The organism is Streptomyces sp. NPDC028308, from assembly GCF_055565855.1.
Genome location: NZ_JBVHTO010000008.1, coordinates 97,552 through 113,041 on the forward strand (window position 1 = coordinate 97,552; position 15,490 = coordinate 113,041).

Sequence of the window (15,490 nt, forward strand, 5' to 3'; positions counted from 1 at the left end):
TCAACACCCCTGGGACCGTTCCACCGGTGCGAGGTCGGCGCCGGCTGTTGTCGCGCATCCCCGGCGTCGTCAAAGCTTTGGGCATCGCCCCGGCCGGTATCGAACGAGGCGCCCCAGCAGCACGGCGACGACAGCCGACGTGTGCCTGAGTCGTGGGACACGACCGTCTCCGCTCATGCCACGGGGCCTTCCCGTCCTCGCATCGGACGCGGACTGGGGACGACAAGACAGCCGGCACCGGCGACGCGCTCACCGGAGCCGACCAGAGCCAGCACACCACGGACACGAAAAGGGAATCGACATGAACAGCAAGTCCTCCACACACCGCCGCCCGGGCCGCCGCGCGGCGGTCATCACCAGCCTCGTCCTGGCTGTCGGACTGGGTGTGGCGACACAACTGCCGGCACAGGCGTCCGTGCATGCCTCTGCACAGGCGTCCGCCGCTGCGCCGGCGCCGGTCAACGGCACCGCCGGTCAGCCGGTCACACGGGTCGCCGACTTCTACGGTGCGTACGTCGACGCGAAGGGCGATTACGCGGACCCGGACTCCACGCTGGCCTCCACCCTCCGCAAGCACTACCTGACGCCCGAGTTCGCCGACCGGCTGGCAGCGTGGGAGGAGGAGAACGGAGCGGACGGCGTCCTGCGAGCCCAGAACATCCCCGCACGGTGGACGGTCACGGACAACGGTGCCGTGGGCAACGGCCACGAGGTCATCGTCACCCTGACGTTCGGCAGCGGGCAGACGGCGCAGAAGACCAAGCTCTTCGTGCTCCTGGAGCGGTACGACCACATCGCCGACATCGAAACCACGAGCGCCCGTTAGGCAACGGAGACAGCCCCCACACGGCGGCTTGCCCCGCCCCGCCCTGTTCTGCACGGGACGGGGCGGGGCGGTTCGGGGCGCTGCCCTGGTTCTCTCCCGTCGACACCTGCACCGTCGGGTCAGCCGGTCCCGAAGTCGACAGCCGGACCCTCGACGGTTACGACGACGTCCGACGCTGCCTACACCTGTGGTGAGGGCGCCTGTCGCACAACACGTCACCCGCATCGATTCCGAGCGACGCACCTGCCCTTCCCGATACGAGGACCCACGGCCCGCTCGCCGCTCCGCGCTCGCAGCGCCTCGTACTCACGTGGGTCCGCCGTCGGTGTCCTCTCGTTTCGATCAATGGATGAGCATCCTGATCAAAAACGCCCACTTCGGCGACTCTCTCTAGACAATTTCAGCCAATTGCGGAGCGTCAGAGAGATCGCGAAGGCTCATCGTGGCACCCAGAAGCCCCACCGGTCACCCTCTTGCCACTCAACTATTCGAAGCCGAAACCGGTTCGAATTGAAGGCCAGGCTGATATTATCTCCGTTTCGATCTAAAAAATCGAGATGCGGATACCGTGGCTGGGGGACCAATGGCGAACGCGGACGATCTCTTAGGCCGGTTACCTGCGGCCAGCCCCACCCGGGCGACGAACCGCAGGAAGGTCCTCCTCGCCGTGGCGATCAAGTCCGGCACGCAAGCCGACATCGCGCATCGCACCCTGCTCTCACAGGCCACCGTGTCGGCCGCGGTCCGCGAACTCGCCGGGGCCGGCCTCGTGCCCACCGCCAAGGAGCGCGGCAAGGTCTGCCTCTCGGCTGTGAACGGTGTCGGCGTGGGCGTGCACCTCGGGTTCAACCACATGACCGTGGTCGCCCGCAGGCTCGACAAGGAATTCGACCAGGTGACTTCCCGGGTCAGCTCGGAGGGCGTCAGCAGAGGCTGGTCCCGGGCCCTGCCCGAGGTCAGGCAGATGATCGATGAAGCGATCGAGGGAACGGGGCAGCGTCGTTCCGACGTGTTCTCCCTCGGCATCGCGGTACCCCGGATGATCAACCCGCGCACCGGCGAGTTCACCCCGCCGATCCTGCCGCCCTGGCGGGCGGGCGACGACCCGGCGGGAGACCTGGGCACGTGGCTGGGCGTGCGCGCCTTCATCGACAACGACGCCAACCTCGGCGCGTTGGCCGAACAGACCTACGGCACACGGGAGCACGCCGAAACGGTGGTCTACGTGAAGGCGTCGACCGGTGTCGGCGCCGGGATCATCGTGCACAACAGCGTGCTGCGCGGGCACGGCGGCATGGCTGGGGAACTGGGGCATCTCACCGTGGACCCGCACGGCGCGGTCTGCCAGTGCGGTGGGCGCGGCTGCCTGGAGACGGTGATCGGCGCCGACGCGCTCATCGCGCAGGTCCGTGCCGCGCGTGCCCGCAACAGCGCGCCCGCACCGGAAACGCTGGAACAGGTCATCGGAGCCGCCCAGGCCCAGGACGCGGTCTGCATGCGGGTGATCCACGACGCCGGCCGGCGCCTCGGGCAGTCCCTGGCCCAACTGTGCAACCTGCTCAACCCCGACCTCGTCGTCATCGGCGGGCAGCTCGCTCAAAGTCCCTTGCTGCTGGAGGGCTGCAAGGAGTCGTTGCGCCGTTTCGCGCTGCCCGGCGCGGTCGCCGAGGACTCCAAATTCGTCCTCGACCTCAGCGAACTGGACACCCGGGCCGAGGCCCAGGGCGCTCTGATTCTGGGACTTCGCGGCATGGAGCACCCGGCCGACAACACCTAGGCCCCGACTATCGAACACGCATCCCACCCGCCGGGGGTGCCTACGCAGATACTCGATGGCCGACTTGCCGCGCGGGCCCCTCGCTTCTTCGATATGACGCCGCGGACCCACTGTCACCGCCGCGTTCGTTCAAATGAGTGAGCGCCGTTGTCCGAATGAGTCAGGGCCTCTCCGGTGACCCCGTCGGGGGGATCGGAAAATCTTTCGTCACCAGGGGATGAGTGCAAGAACTGCCAGGCCGGAGCACCTTCGATCGCGGGCCTGTTCGGCACCTGAAGCTCCTGGGGGATCGCTACACTTTGGGGCCCCGACGACGCCGGAATGGCCGGCGCACGTGTCTTTCCCGTTGCGATCCTTTTCCGGGGCAGCTGATGCCCCTGACCCGAGGCGGCCTCATGACCTACGAGCCTATTGCCGTATCCCCGTACGAGGGTTTCGGATACCCGCGACAAGCGGTGAAGCCCGGGGCAGCGCCGTCCCCCGAGGAACCGGCGCCTTACGAACCGCCGATGCTGGTCGACCTGGGTCATGTCCGTGAGGTGACGCTGGGCAGTTCTCCCAGCGGGAGTGCCGATGCCAATGCCCAGTACTACTACTGATATCCCGGACAGCTGTCATGCCCCAACCCGCGGCCCCCGCCGCCACGGACCTACGCTGCCCGTCTCCTGTCCTTCCCTCTCCCGACGGGCCCACCATCGCGGGACTGATGCCACCGGCACCGACACAGCCGTCGCCACGCGGGGCCACTCGGCTGTGGCCAGGCGAAGCCCTGCTGTGGTCCTGGGGTTCGTGGCACCCCGGCGAGGTCCGCACCGTACAGTGCGCACACACCCGACTGGCCGCTGTCGGACAGTGTCTCGCCGACGAAGTGACGATGCGTCATGACTTACGCCGGGCTACCCAGGACGGCCGCTGGGAACGTCTGACCCGATGGCCCGGCGCCTACCTGCTCATCCTGCTCCACGACGACGGCCACCTCACCGCGTATGCCGACCCGGCGGGGCAGTTTCCCCTCTACTACGGGCGGCACGGCCACAGCACTGTGCTGTCGACCCGTGCGAGGAGCGCGGCGACCCTGTCAGGAGTAACGGATGGGCCCGACACCACCGCGATCGCCGCGCACATCGTCTGCCCCGCAGTTCCCGAACTCACCGAAGGGCGCACGGCGTTCGCCGGGATCCGTCGGCTCGGTGGCGGCCAGGCCCTGAGAGTCGCCCCTTCCGGCGCCCTCACCCACTGGACCTACGAGGACCTCACCCCCGACCCCGGCACACGGTTCGAGGACAGCGCAGCCCAGTTGCGGTCAGCCCTCACGGGCGCAGTCACGCTGCGCACCGCCGGCGCCGCCCGGATCACCTCTGACTTCAGCGGCGGCCTGGACTCCACCTCCCTGGCCTTCCTTGCCGCCCGCACAACCAGTCATCCGCCCCTGGACGCCTTCGTCTACCACCACCCCGACGCACCCGCCGGCGACCTCGGCCATGCCACGGCATACGCCGAGCAGGCGCCCTCGATCCAACTCGCCGTCACCCGCGGCAGCGAGGACTCCCTGCCCTACAGCGGGCTGTCCGAGCGGGTGCGTGCGGACCAGCCCGACCCGGCGGCGGTCATCGGCGCCCGGCAGCGGCTGCGACTGGACCACATCGCGCGCGGCGGCCCCGGCATCCACCTGACCGGAGAGGGCGGCGACGCACTACTGGCCGCACCACCCTCCTACCTCGGTGACATCGCGGCCACTGCCGGGCTGCGCAGGCTCGTGAGCGACGCACGTGCGCTTGCCCGCATACGCCAACTCTCCCCCGTAGATGTCGTTCTGCGGGCCCGTCGCCTGGCACGCACTCCCCTGCGGCAGTCGATGATCGAACTCGCGGCCCGCTTCGACGAGCCCATGGATAACCCGCCGCGGTGGGTGGACGCGGTCGCCTGGTGGCCTTCCCCGGGACCGGAGACGGCCTGGCTGACCACCAGGACACGCCGGTACCTGGCCGAACTGGCCTTGGAGCGCGCACGATCGGCTGGTCCCGCCTCCTCTTCACCTCACGCGACACCGGGCACCCGGGCGGTCCTGTGCGAGCTGCGCACTTCCGCCGCCGTGCAGGCGCAGTTCACCGCCACGGCCCGTGAGTTCGGGATCTGGCCACACGCTCCCTTCCTGGACAGCGAGGTCGTACGGGCATGTTCCCGCCTCGCGTTGCCGCACCGGATCGACCCGTTCACCGCCAAGCCGCTGCTGGCGGCCGCCTTGACCGGTCTGGTCCCCGACCCTGTGCTGCGGCGCAGGACCAAGGGCGACTACGCGGCCGAGAACTACCGCGGGGTCCGCCGCTCGGCGGACCAGATCAAAACCCGGCTCCTGCGATCACCACTCGCCGACCTCGGGATCGTCGAACCCTCGCGGGTGATCGCCTCGGTGGAACGGGCGGTCGCGGGCCTGCCCGTGCCCTTCCCGGCGCTCAACCGCCTGCTCGGCGCCGACCTGTGGCTGACGGCCGGCGACAGCGGACAGGAGCGGCCATGACGAGACTGAGCGTGTCCGAGCATGTTCGCGAGAGCACCTCACCGCACGGTGGCAGCGTGCTGCTGGACGTGCGGTCCGGCCGCTGTTTCGCGATGAACTCCATGGCCCGCACCCTGTGGCTCGAATGGCGCCGCAGCGGGAACTTCGACTCCGCGGTGCTGGTACTGGCCCGGCGTTACCCGGACCAGCAGCACGACCGGATCCGCGCGGACGCCCGCCGCCTCGCCGACGACCTGATCGGCCGCGGCCTCCTCGCCGCGCACGCCCCGAGCCGGACGCCCCCCGATGGCGAGCTACGCACACACCCGTCCCTGGGCGTCGATGTTCCGCCTTCCCTGGCGGAGCGCGCACCCCTGCCCGGCCGGCGGCCTCCAGACCATGCCGGATGCTCCGGGCCCGACCCGTCCGAGGACGAGGTTCCACCCGCCGCCGAAGTGCCCCTGGCCGCAGCCCAGATGACCATGGCCGCCGAGCCGGTACGGGGCGAAGGCGGCCGCACCCTGCGCGGCGTCGTGACCGCGGTACTCGGCCTGCTCGCACTCCTCGGGGCCCTCCTGCTGATCCGGCTGCCGCTGAGGGCCGTGTCCCGCACGGTGAGTTGGACCGCGCGCACCTGGTGCCGGCGGGAGGCCACGCCGGAGCAGGCGTCAGCCTCCCTCGCGGCGGTACGGCACGCAGCCCAGTGGTACCCGGGACGTGCCGCCTGCCTGGAGTTGTCCCTGGCCACGCTCGGGATGCTGGCACTGACGGGCAGGCGTGCGATGTGGTGCATCGGCACGGCGGACGATCCCTACCGTTTCCACGCATGGGTGGAAGCGCAGGGGGTCGCCATCGCCTCGCCCGACGAGTACGGCAACGCGGCATTCCGCCGGGTTCTCTCCGTAAGTTGATCAGTCAGACGACCAGGCTGCGCGAACGGCCCCTGTTCAGGGCCTCTTTCCCGCAGCCGTGTTCAATTCGCATACGTCTGTCGCTCTGGCGCGACTCCTACCGGATAGTTCCAAGAGCACTGTGGAGAAATCGAGTGGATTCCCCTTCATCGACCGGACTTTGTGCGCTAGCCTGACAAAGTGAAGGGGCGGTCACCGGTCTCCCGGCAACCGCCCCCTTGGAGGGACCTACTCGCCCCTCAGACGCGCGGCAACAGCGTGTCGACCAGCGTCAGATCACCGTCTCCATGAGTCAGCACACTCAGGAGCACGAGGATCATGACGATGATGACCACTCGCACGTGCTGCCAGTGCACAGAGACCGAACAGCGGGTGGTCATCGTCATCTTCATACCCATTGGACTTCACCTCTCTTCCCCACGCGTCGGCGCCGGTGCCCGGCAATTCGGGAATGCGGCGGCGACTCCGTGTGAAGAACAGTGTTCCCGTCAACCTGCCGCAAGACAATGGCCTTTGACGCGCCCCCACATGCCACAGTGGCCCCAGCCCAGGGGAATCCACTCCGCGCCGCACTTCAATTCGCCTATTTGAAGCGGATAGTGAATGTCGTCGCGGCGCGAACTGAAAATTGAGACCGCTCTCCGCCCCTGGCTTCGGCCCAGCAGACACCGCGGCGGCAGCCCGTCTCGCACTGCCGAACCTTCAGCGCTCCTTCCCTCACCTCAGCCCACACCGGGCCATGTTGAGCACCCGATTCGAAGGAGAGCCGAGGGTGAACGCCCCTCACCCCCATCGAATAACGCGGCAATCGCTTCGCAGCGACGCCTTCCGGACGCACGAGCCACCAGTACTCACTCGCCAAAATGTGACACAAGTCACAACGTCCTGCAGGTCTTTGCGAGCGGTGGATCCGGTTGCGAGCGGTGCACCGACTGCTGGTCAAGATCTTTACGCGACGCTCATCGGCTGCGATCATCCTCGTCACGACGCAAGTCGACAAGTATGGGGGTAGGGACCTTGCGCAGCTTGATCGTGAACCTAGTGTTGGTCATCGCTGTCTTCGCCCTGGCGCTGGTAGCGCTCGGCGGCGGCATGGGAGAGGCGGAGCTGAGCATCTGGCTCGTCGCTCAGCTCGCGGCGCTCACCTTCGTGATCCTTCGCTACCGGCGGCAGAGGCGCCTGGGCTAGCACCTCCTGGGCAGGCGGTCGGCGGCCACTAGGGAACCCTCCTCCTCAAGCGGCCCCCGGCCGTAATTCGTTTGACCAAGGTGCGGGTCACCGTTGCACTGTGCCCAGGCGCCGCCACGAGCCGTGGTGCCGGCATCCCGAGGAGGCAGCGGCAACGATGGAGATCCGTTCCACGACCGACAAGGAACTAGACGTCTTTGTCGACACGGTCCATGCCGCGTTCGGGCGCTTCCCCGAAACCCCGGTCGAGGGCGGCGGGCTCTGGTGGTCGGCGCTCGAAGTGGACCGCTGTCTCCTTGCGTTGGAGGCCGACGGGCGGCCTGTCGGTACGGCCGCCGCGTACTCCTTCGAGCTCACCCTTCCCGGGCAGACCCATGTCCCGGCCGCCGGAGTGACCGCCGTCGGCGTCCTGCCCTCCCACCGACGCCAAGGCGTGCTCAGCGCGATGATGCGCCATCAGCTCGGCCAACTGCGGGCCCGTGGGGAGTCCCTCTCCGTGCTGTTGGCGTCCGAGGCCCCCATCTACGGGAGGTTCGGCTACGGACCGGCGACCTACACGTCACGGCTGACGGTTCCGCGCCGGGGGGCCGCCCTGGCGGCTCCCCGGGCACGCGGAGCCGCCGGCGCGGCAACCGGCTCGGTCGAAATCCTCCGTCGTGCCGACTGCGGAGAGATCCTGGAAGAGGTCTACGACCGGTACCGCCGTGCCCAGCCGGGTGCGCTGTCCCGGCCGCACCGCTGGTGGGCCCTGCGAGCCGGGCAGCCTCCGATCTCTCCGGCACCGCGCTACGTCGCCGTACACCGTGACGCAGACGGAGTCCCGGACGGGTACGCCAGCTATTCGATCGGCGAGCCCGACACCTTGACGGTCGACGAGACCATCACCACCGACGACGCTGGCTTCACGGCCCTGGCCCGGTTCGTACTCGGCCACGACCTGGTCACCAAGATCGTGTTCAAACATCTCCCGCCGGAACACCCGCTGCGCTGGCAACTCGCGGACTACCGCGCCGGCCAGGTGAGTGAGGACACCGACTGGCTCTGGGTACGACTGCTGGACGTCCCTCGTGCGCTGACCGCGCGCGGCTGGTTCACGGACGCCGATCTCGTCCTCGACGTCGACGACCCGTTCCTCGCCGAACACGGCCGCTACCTGCTGACCGTTCGGGACGGCGAGGCCAAGTGCACCCCGACCAACCTGGAACCCGACCTGTCCCTGGACATCAGCGACCTGGGCTCGATCTATCTCGGCGGCACCGCCTCGAGCAAGCTCGTGCGTGCCGGACACATACGCGCCCACCACCCGGGCGCGGCCCACCTCGCTGACGCCCTCTTCCGCGCCGACCGTCCCCCGCACTGCCTGCACTGGTTCTGACCGCGCGTTCGCAGTCTGCGGAGAGCTCCACCCTCCCCCGCTATTCGCTCTGCCCGACGAACGGACCGCGGGCGACGCAAGGCCGTGCGCCGTGGATCAGCCCTGCGGCGGACACGCCTCCGCGGCGACCGCCGTCACTCGTGCGGGTCGCTACGCGGCGACTCGCGCCTGCAGGGGTCAGCCACTCATCGCCCATCGTGTAGAGATGCCCGGTACGGACGCGTGGATCAGCGTCGCCTTGGGCAGTCCCCGAGCCCAGCGCGGCTCGCCGTTCAGGACTGTCCGATCCGCAACACATCCACCGAGGCGACGGAGGCCCAGCGCGCACATGACCACCGCTCACTGGCTCTTCGGCGACCAACTGGGACCTCACTTCCTCACTCCCGGCGATGACGGCCCCGAGCACGACGCGCCGGTCGTGATCATCGAGGCCCGTTCAATGTTCCGCCGTCGGCGCTTCCATCGCGCGAAGGCCCACCTCATCCTCTCCGCGATGCGGCACAGGGCGGCCGAACTCGGCGACCGTGCCTCTTACATCCGGAGCGACACCTACCGCGAAGGGCTCCACGAAGCACTCGGGAACAGTCCGGTGACGGTGCATCACCCCACCTCGCACGCGGCCCTTCGTCTGGTCCGGTCCCTCGGCACCGTCACCGTGCTTCCGGCCCGCGGCTTCCTGGTCCCCCAACCGGACTTCACCGCCTGGGCCGACGGCCACGGCGGCCGGCACCTGCGCCAGGAGGACTTCTACCGGTGGGTACGTCGTGGACACCATCTGCTGATGGACGCGGACGCCCCGGCGGGCGGCCGCTGGAACCACGACCACGACAACCGCGAACCCCCGCCCAAGGACGCACGGACCCTGGACGTGCCGCCGCCCTACCGGCCGCGGGAAGACGCGATCGACGAAGAGGTGCGGCACGACCTGGACCGCTGGGAGCGCAGCGGTGACACCAGCTTCGTCGGAAACGACGGACCACGGCGCTTCCCCGCCACTCGGCGTGAGGCGTCGGCCGCGCTCCGGCGCTTCGTCGAGCACCGCCTCGCGGGCTTCGGCCCGCACGAGGACGCCATGCTGCGAGCGGACCCGGTGATGAGCCACAGCCTGCTGTCGTCGTCACTGAACCTCGGCCTGCTGCACCCTGTGGAGTGCGTCGAGAAGGCCGAGGAGGCGTGGCGCTCCGGGCAGGCGCCGATCAACAGCGTGGAGGGGTTCGTCCGGCAGATCGCCGGATGGCGCGAGTACGTCTGGCAGCTCTACTGGTACTTCGGCGACGACTACCGGCACAGCAACGCACTGGGGCACCGCACGCCACTCCCGGACTGGTTCCTCGAACTCGACGCGGACGCCGTCACCGCCCGCTGTCTGGCCACGACCTTGGCCCAGGTCCGCGACACCGGCTGGACCCATCACATCCCCCGGCTGATGCTGCTCGGCAGCTACGCCCTGCAACGCGGCTGGGACCCGCGGGCGGTCATGGACTGGTTCCACCGCTGTTTCGTCGACGGGTACGACTGGGTCATGCTGCCCAACGTCATCGGGATGTCCCAGTACGCCGACGGCGGCCGGATGACCACCAAGCCGTACACCTCGGGTGGCGCGTACATCCACCGCATGAGCGATCTGTGCACCGGCTGCGCCTACCGCCCCACGGAACGCGCAGGCGACCGGGCGTGCCCGTTCACCACCGGATACTGGGCCTTCCTCCACCGGCACCGCCAACGGCTGTCCGGCAACACCCGGATGAGCCAGGCAGTCCGTGGCCTCGACCGCCTGCGTGATCTGGACGAGTTGCTACAGCGGTCCCGGGACGAGGGAGACGACCCGCCGTGACGGGCACACCGCGATGAGGGTAGCCGTGCCGCCCGCGGGCGGCACGGCTCGGTGGGTGTCAGGCCCAGGGGGAGGTCACGGCCCAACTGGTGTCGTCGGCCCAGGCGGTGGTGCTGTCCCAGTCGTGGGTGCCACCGTGACTCGCCACGTAGGCACCGTAGTTGTAGTGGCGGACGAAATCACTCGGGTAGTTGGCGGACCGGAGCGAGACGCCCTGGCCGTTGTGGCCGGCCTGTGGGCAGAACGTGGCGTCCAGCCTCGACAGTGCGCCGTTGTCCAGGGTGTCGACACGCAGCCGGAGATCGTAATGGCGCAGGTACTGCCCCGGCTTGTCGACGGACTCGAAGGACACGCAGGAGGCGTCGCCCAGTCCCGGGCGCACGGTCCAGGTGGCGGCGGCCTTGTCGGCGGACGTGCTGGAGGCGGAGACCGCTGCGATGACGGCATTGTTGTCGGCGCTGTTGTGCCGGAGATAGCTGTTCGTGCAGCAGGAGGTGGTCGCCCGCAGTGAGACCCTGGCGCCCGGTGTGGGAGCGCCTGCCACAGCAGAGGTGGTGTACCCGGCTGCGTTGACGTTGGCCTGGACGGCGTTCTCGGTCGCCGCCGAGGGGTAGCCGGACGTCATGACGCCCTCGTAGAAGGTGCCGGCCGAGCTGTTGCTGTTGTCGCCGCCGATGCCGAGGATGATCGCGCCCTCCTTCTTCATCGGGTTGTAGCCGGAGGCGTTGGGGCGCGGGCCGTCGTAGTAGGTGGACAGGCCGCCCGACTGGGCGTTGCCGGCGCGGATCGCCCAGTGGTTCGGCCCGCCCTTGACGACGGCGGTGAGGAACCGGTGGCTGACGCTCGGGTCGTTCGCGTTGTAGCCGGGGTTCACTCCGGAGAACAGGCCGTTCTCCAGGTCGGCCATGACCCAGGGCCCGTTGCCCGTTCCGTAGCCCCACACCTTGATGTTGCCGAAGTAGATCGTCTCCATGGTGCCGTTGCCGTTGTCCCGGCTGTTGGTCTCTGCGTTGCCGTAGTCGAAGCAGCAACCGCCGTTGTAGTGGGTGCCGTCGAGGACGGCGTACATGCCTTCGGGCTGGTCTCCGGTGGCGATGCCGTTGGTGCTGTTGTCGCGGTAGCCGGTGCCGGGCGCGACGAAGACGCCGTACGCCTTGTGGCCGCCTACGGTGACGGGTGCCGCCGAGGCTTCGGCGAGATTGTCGTACCCGCCTGCGGCTGGGCCCTGGAATCCTCCGGGCGGCGCCTGAGTGAGGTGATTGCCGCGGGCCGACTGGTCGTAGATGACGGTGATGAGGCAGCTCGTGCCCGCACAGAACGAGTCCTGCGCGGCGGCGTCGGCGTAACCGCCCGCGCTGAGCGCACCGATGTCCCGGGTGGAACCGTCCGAGGCTCGCCTGACCTGGTAGAGGCGGCCGTTGTAGGCGGAGTACAGGGCGCGGGTCGTACTGTGCGCTGCAACGCAAGGCGTGCCACCGGCCGCGTACAGGTCGCATGGCAGCGAGCCGGCGGCCGCGGCACTCCCACCGGCGGAGGCCGGGCTGCCGAGCAGAGTGGCGGCCAGAGCCGCAACGACCGCCAGCAGGGCGAAGGGCCTGAACCGCCGTAAGTGAGCTGGAGTCACTGACATGGGGTCTCCTGAGGTGGGGGGGGTTCGGTGGAGCCCTGCCGCCGGGGCGGACGGGTCTTTCTGATGTCATGGCCTGCGACATCGGGTGTTCGACGCGTCGTTCGGAGTCTGCCGTGGGCGGTCTGGGCGGTCGTCGCGCAAACACTCGCTGTTCGCCATCTCGAACGTTGAACGTATTCCCGGACAACATTTGATGATAGGAGAGGCCGAAGGGGTGTCAACACATCGCGCACGTCCGATACTTCGACCACAGGGGAGCACAGTTGTCACCGAGGGCACCGCAGCCTTGGACAGGCCGGCGGGACCGATGAGACCGTCCCCTCACCTGCCTCGAACCGCCACCGGCAGAGGTCCGGCTGACGCCGAGCAGAACGAACGCTTTACCCGGCTGCGGCGTCAAAGATTCATGAAGACAACGCTTCGTAAGGCCGTCATGCTGCTGAGCGCCGGGCTGCTGCTGTCCGGCTGCTCGAACTCGGGCGGCAACGCCACCGACTCGCAGCATGCCGCGCCCACTTTGCCGGCGCGCACCGGCGTACTCGACGAGCAGCACAAGGGACCGGCTCACCCCAAGGAACTCAAGGCCTATCCATACGACATCTACACGCACTGCGGCATCAAGTGGGCCGAGTTCGGCGGACGTTGGTGGGTACTCGACTCCGTTCTGCCCGGCGCCGAACAGGTCAAGGGCGAGGCGCAATCGCAGGACAGCGAGACCCTGGCCGGGTACATGACTCTGACCAGCCCGGACACGGCCAACTTCGATGCCGCCGGGACACCCACACTGCAGTTCGTGCCGAGCAAGGTGGACCCGCCTGGATGCAAGTAGCCCACTCCCCCGGCCACCCTGTCTCGACCACTCTGCCGAGGGTGTCCCCTCGCAGTGCTCCAGCTCCGGGCCAGGCCTGCGCGCGCTGACGCTGCCTGACTCTCCGGAGCTGTCCGTCCGGCAGATCAGGCCAGGCGCAGGTCGATCCAGGGCACGGTGTCGCCCTCGCGCAGCAGATAGCGTTCGAGCTCGACGAACCCGTGCTGTCGGGCGAAGCGCAGTCCGTCCGCATTCGAGGCCAGTACCACCGTCTCGATCACTTGGGCGTCCAGCGCGCGGGCCTGCTCCAGGGCGCGCTCATAGAGTCGAGTGCCGAAGCCTTGGCGGCGGTGGTCCGGCAGAACGCGGGCGATGACCGTGGCGGTGGCGCCGTTGTCCTGAGTGGGCGGACGCACGGTGGTGCAGCCGATCAGGACGTCACCGAGATAGGCGACCTCCATGCGATTGCGGCCCGTGCGGGCACGGACGTCGTCGAGCGACAGCACGTCGCCGGGGACGATCACGTTGTGGGCATACTGCCAATCGCGAATCGAGGGGTCGTCGTCAACCGCTTGGATACGAAGGTCGTTCATCCGCCCAGCAAATAGGTGCCCGCCGTGGCGCGTCAACCGTCGATGTTGCCGGGATGCGGTCCAACTCCGCGAGACAGGGCCGGTCTTGAGTGGAGCCGCTGACAGGAAGTGGACTGCCCGGGGCGTTGCAGACAGTGAGGCAGCGCAGCAGGCCGCGCTCAGGCGGCGAACAGGTCGAACGTCGAGGAGTGGCGCGGGCCTGCCAGCACGTCGAGTTGCGGGTCCACTGCCAGTACCGCATGGTGCATGCGCTGCAACTGCGGTGACGGCTCCACGCCCAGGTCGTCGATCAGACGCATCCGCAGCCTGCGGTAGACCTCCAACGCCGTCGCCTGCCGGCCCGCACGATACATCGCCAGCATCGCCTGCGAATGCAGCCCCTCATGATGCGGGTGACGCGCCGTCAGCTCCGTCAGCTCAGCGATCAACTCCGAGTGCCGGCCCAGCCGCAGATCCGCGTCGATGCGCCGCTCCACCGTCACCAGCCGACTCTCCTGCAACCGCATGACCTCGATCTCCAGCACCGGCCCCAGCTTCACATCCACCAGCGGCGCACCGCTCCACAACGCCAGCGCCGCACCGAAACGCGCCGCGGACAGCTCGTTGTCACCCGCATCGAACGCCGCCTGACCCTGACGGATCCACTCCTCGTAGCGGTTCACATCCACACAGCTCTTGTCGACCTGCAGCAGATACCCGCCGTGCCGAGTGGCCAGAACATCCTTCGCCCCCGACCCGGCGCCCGGCCCCATCGCCGTCCCCAACCGCCGCCGCAACTGCAGAATGTAGGTCTGCAGCGTCGTCAGCGCACTCGCCGGCGGCTCACACCCCCACAACTCCTCCATCAAGGTGGGAACCGGCATCACCCTGCCCGGATACAGCGCCAGCAACGCCAGAATCTGCCTCGGCTTGCCCGCCGACGGAACAATCGACGCCCCGTTGACCTCGGCACTCAACGGACCCAGAACCTGAATCAGCATGGCGCCCTCCCCACCTCGTCGAGTTCGTGCCCCAGCTCCAACGCGGCCGAAATACACCGCCACCACGCACGCTAGCCCTCCACCCACCACCCCAACACGACCCTGTAGCCATCCTCCAGCAGCACTCCACACCACATGAGGCAGCAACCCTGTGAACTCGCCTTGTGCCAGGCGACCTTGAGTGACTGGGGCACGACGTCAGGGGTGGCGGTAGGACCACCCCTGATCCGGTGTTCAGGACCAGCGACCGGAAGCGCGGCCGGCGGCAGGATTCACACCACCGAATCAACGAGGAATCCCAACAAGGAATCGCTCCTACGAATCCAGGGGGACACCCATGCACGAAAACGTGGCCAGGCGCCTGACAGGCCTCGTCGGCATCGCCACTGCTGTCGCCTTCATCGTCGAAGTACCCCTGTACTTCATCTATTCCGGCCCGCCGCCGGACGCGAACGTCCTCGCCAGGCTGTTGATCGGAATCTTCGCCCTGGCCTTCCTGCTCGTCTTCGTGACGGCCTTCCGCGAGCTGGTCAAGAAGGCGAACCCGGCCTATGAATGGGCCGGTACGTTGGTCTTCGCCACGGGACTCGTCTACGCGACGGTCACCCTGGTCTCCAGCGGGCTGGAAGCCGGTGCGGTCATCGCCGCCGACCACTCGATCGACCCGACCATCACCGTAAGCGGCACCTACATCCTCTACGGGTCGATCGACCGCCTCATGCTCGCCCTGTTCCTGACCGCCGTCGGCTACGGAATCTCCCGCACCGACCTGCTGCCGAAGTGGACCAACCGCTCGGCCTTCGTCCTGGCCGGGGTCAACCTGGCCTTCGTACCGTCCCTGTTCTTCGGCAACACCCCCGCGCACTTCTACGCGGCGAACGGGTGGGGCACCACCGCCCTGATGGGCGCCGTCTTCAGCTACTGGATGCTGGCCCTGGGCATCTCCCTCTACCGCAGCGCCACGCGCCGTACGCCCGCTGCCACGCAGGCTCTGCCGCACTGAGTCGGACCTCATCCACGGTGCCCCTGATGCCCACGCCGGGACTGTGCTCCATCCGGCCCGAACGAAGA

The 15,490-nt window shown here is 68.4% G+C and carries 14 protein-coding genes; 10 read left to right on the forward strand and 4 right to left on the reverse strand.

The annotated features are described in order from the left end of the window. The first annotated feature begins 301 nt into the window (after window positions 1-301). The 5 genes from ACZ4VA_RS19370 to ACZ4VA_RS19390 all read left to right on the forward strand — a co-directional run bounded on the left by ACZ4VA_RS19370 (window position 302) and on the right by ACZ4VA_RS19390 (window position 6,011). Complete coding sequence (locus ACZ4VA_RS19370) at window positions 302-826, forward strand: hypothetical protein (RefSeq protein WP_468082213.1); 525 nt, start codon at window positions 302-304, stop codon at window positions 824-826. Window positions 827-1,493: 667 nt separating this feature from the next. Beyond that, window positions 1,494-2,603, forward strand: coding sequence for an ROK family transcriptional regulator (locus ACZ4VA_RS19375; RefSeq protein WP_468082215.1), 1,110 nt, complete (start codon window positions 1,494-1,496; stop codon window positions 2,601-2,603). A gap of 395 nt (window positions 2,604-2,998) precedes the next feature. After that, window positions 2,999-3,202: a lasso RiPP family leader peptide-containing protein gene (locus ACZ4VA_RS19380; protein ID WP_355795124.1), complete on the forward strand. Its 204-nt coding sequence runs from the start codon at window positions 2,999-3,001 to the stop codon at window positions 3,200-3,202. 107 nt (window positions 3,203-3,309) lie between these two features. Beyond that, a complete protein-coding gene (locus ACZ4VA_RS19385) occupies window positions 3,310-5,121 on the forward strand; it encodes an albusnodin/ikarugamycin family macrolactam cyclase (RefSeq protein WP_468082218.1) in 1,812 nt (603 codons plus the stop codon). Continuing rightward, on the forward strand, window positions 5,118-6,011 hold the full coding sequence (locus ACZ4VA_RS19390) for a lasso peptide biosynthesis B2 protein (RefSeq protein ID WP_356175810.1): 894 nt from the start codon (window positions 5,118-5,120) through the stop codon (window positions 6,009-6,011). The genes ACZ4VA_RS19385 and ACZ4VA_RS19390 overlap by 4 nt, the downstream gene beginning before the upstream one ends. A gap of 239 nt (window positions 6,012-6,250) precedes the next feature. Here ACZ4VA_RS19390 and ACZ4VA_RS19395 read toward each other — a convergent pair whose 3' ends face one another. After that, window positions 6,251-6,409, reverse strand: coding sequence for a hypothetical protein (locus ACZ4VA_RS19395; protein WP_389392223.1), 159 nt, complete (start codon window positions 6,407-6,409; stop codon window positions 6,251-6,253). Window positions 6,410-7,052: 643 nt separating this feature from the next. On the opposite strand from ACZ4VA_RS19395, the gene ACZ4VA_RS19400 reads away from it, so the two are divergent. From ACZ4VA_RS19400 to ACZ4VA_RS19410, 3 genes are all read left to right on the forward strand, one after another. After that, window positions 7,053-7,199, forward strand: coding sequence for a hypothetical protein (locus ACZ4VA_RS19400; RefSeq protein ID WP_468082220.1), 147 nt, complete (start codon window positions 7,053-7,055; stop codon window positions 7,197-7,199). 157 nt (window positions 7,200-7,356) lie between these two features. Further along, window positions 7,357-8,574, forward strand: a complete 1,218-nt coding sequence (locus tag ACZ4VA_RS19405) for a GNAT family N-acetyltransferase (protein ID WP_468082222.1) — start codon at window positions 7,357-7,359, stop codon at window positions 8,572-8,574. Window positions 8,575-8,902: 328 nt separating this feature from the next. Further along, the gene (locus ACZ4VA_RS19410) at window positions 8,903-10,408 is read left to right on the forward strand and encodes a cryptochrome/photolyase family protein (protein WP_468082224.1); all 1,506 of its coding nucleotides are present in this window, start codon (window positions 8,903-8,905) and stop codon (window positions 10,406-10,408) included. Between the two features lie 58 nt (window positions 10,409-10,466). On the opposite strand, the gene ACZ4VA_RS19415 is transcribed toward ACZ4VA_RS19410, so the two are convergent. Continuing rightward, a complete protein-coding gene (locus ACZ4VA_RS19415) occupies window positions 10,467-12,038 on the reverse strand; it encodes an alpha-L-arabinofuranosidase B (protein WP_468082226.1) in 1,572 nt (523 codons plus the stop codon). Window positions 12,039-12,444: 406 nt separating this feature from the next. Here ACZ4VA_RS19415 and ACZ4VA_RS19420 point away from each other — a divergent pair, with 406 nt between their 5' ends. Then, window positions 12,445-12,867, forward strand: coding sequence for a hypothetical protein (locus ACZ4VA_RS19420; protein WP_468082228.1), 423 nt, complete (start codon window positions 12,445-12,447; stop codon window positions 12,865-12,867). A 125-nt stretch (window positions 12,868-12,992) separates the two neighbouring features. On the opposite strand, the gene ACZ4VA_RS19425 is transcribed toward ACZ4VA_RS19420, so the two are convergent. Next, window positions 12,993-13,439, reverse strand: a complete 447-nt coding sequence (locus ACZ4VA_RS19425) for a GNAT family N-acetyltransferase (RefSeq protein ID WP_355789841.1) — start codon at window positions 13,437-13,439, stop codon at window positions 12,993-12,995. A 158-nt stretch (window positions 13,440-13,597) separates the two neighbouring features. Continuing rightward, window positions 13,598-14,419, reverse strand: coding sequence for an AfsR/SARP family transcriptional regulator (locus ACZ4VA_RS19430; RefSeq protein WP_355789838.1), 822 nt, complete (start codon window positions 14,417-14,419; stop codon window positions 13,598-13,600). 337 nt (window positions 14,420-14,756) lie between these two features. Here ACZ4VA_RS19430 and ACZ4VA_RS19435 point away from each other — a divergent pair, with 337 nt between their 5' ends. Then, entirely contained in the window at window positions 14,757-15,422 is a 666-nt protein-coding gene (locus ACZ4VA_RS19435; RefSeq protein ID WP_355795850.1) for a hypothetical protein, read from the forward strand. Window positions 15,423-15,490: the final 68 nt, after the last annotated feature.

Bases quoted from the DNA above. Each gene is read 5' to 3' on its own strand.
- ACZ4VA_RS19385 (WP_468082218.1), top strand. From the start codon at position 3,310: ATGCCACCGGCACCGACACAGCCGTCGCCACGCGGGGCCACTCGGCTG.
- ACZ4VA_RS19430 (WP_355789838.1), bottom strand. From the start codon at position 14,419: ATGCTGATTCAGGTTCTGGGTCCGTTGAGTGCCGAGGTCAACGGGGCG.
- ACZ4VA_RS19410 (WP_468082224.1), top strand. From the start codon at position 8,903: ATGACCACCGCTCACTGGCTCTTCGGCGACCAACTGGGACCTCACTTC.
- ACZ4VA_RS19405 (WP_468082222.1), top strand. From the start codon at position 7,357: ATGGAGATCCGTTCCACGACCGACAAGGAACTAGACGTCTTTGTCGAC.
- ACZ4VA_RS19390 (WP_356175810.1), top strand. From the start codon at position 5,118: ATGACGAGACTGAGCGTGTCCGAGCATGTTCGCGAGAGCACCTCACCG.
- ACZ4VA_RS19395 (WP_389392223.1), bottom strand. From the start codon at position 6,409: ATGGGTATGAAGATGACGATGACCACCCGCTGTTCGGTCTCTGTGCAC.
- ACZ4VA_RS19380 (WP_355795124.1), top strand. From the start codon at position 2,999: ATGACCTACGAGCCTATTGCCGTATCCCCGTACGAGGGTTTCGGATAC.
- ACZ4VA_RS19420 (WP_468082228.1), top strand. From the start codon at position 12,445: ATGAAGACAACGCTTCGTAAGGCCGTCATGCTGCTGAGCGCCGGGCTG.
- ACZ4VA_RS19425 (WP_355789841.1), bottom strand. From the start codon at position 13,439: ATGAACGACCTTCGTATCCAAGCGGTTGACGACGACCCCTCGATTCGC.
- ACZ4VA_RS19370 (WP_468082213.1), top strand. From the start codon at position 302: ATGAACAGCAAGTCCTCCACACACCGCCGCCCGGGCCGCCGCGCGGCG.
- ACZ4VA_RS19435 (WP_355795850.1), top strand. From the start codon at position 14,757: ATGCACGAAAACGTGGCCAGGCGCCTGACAGGCCTCGTCGGCATCGCC.
- ACZ4VA_RS19415 (WP_468082226.1), bottom strand. From the start codon at position 12,038: ATGTCAGTGACTCCAGCTCACTTACGGCGGTTCAGGCCCTTCGCCCTG.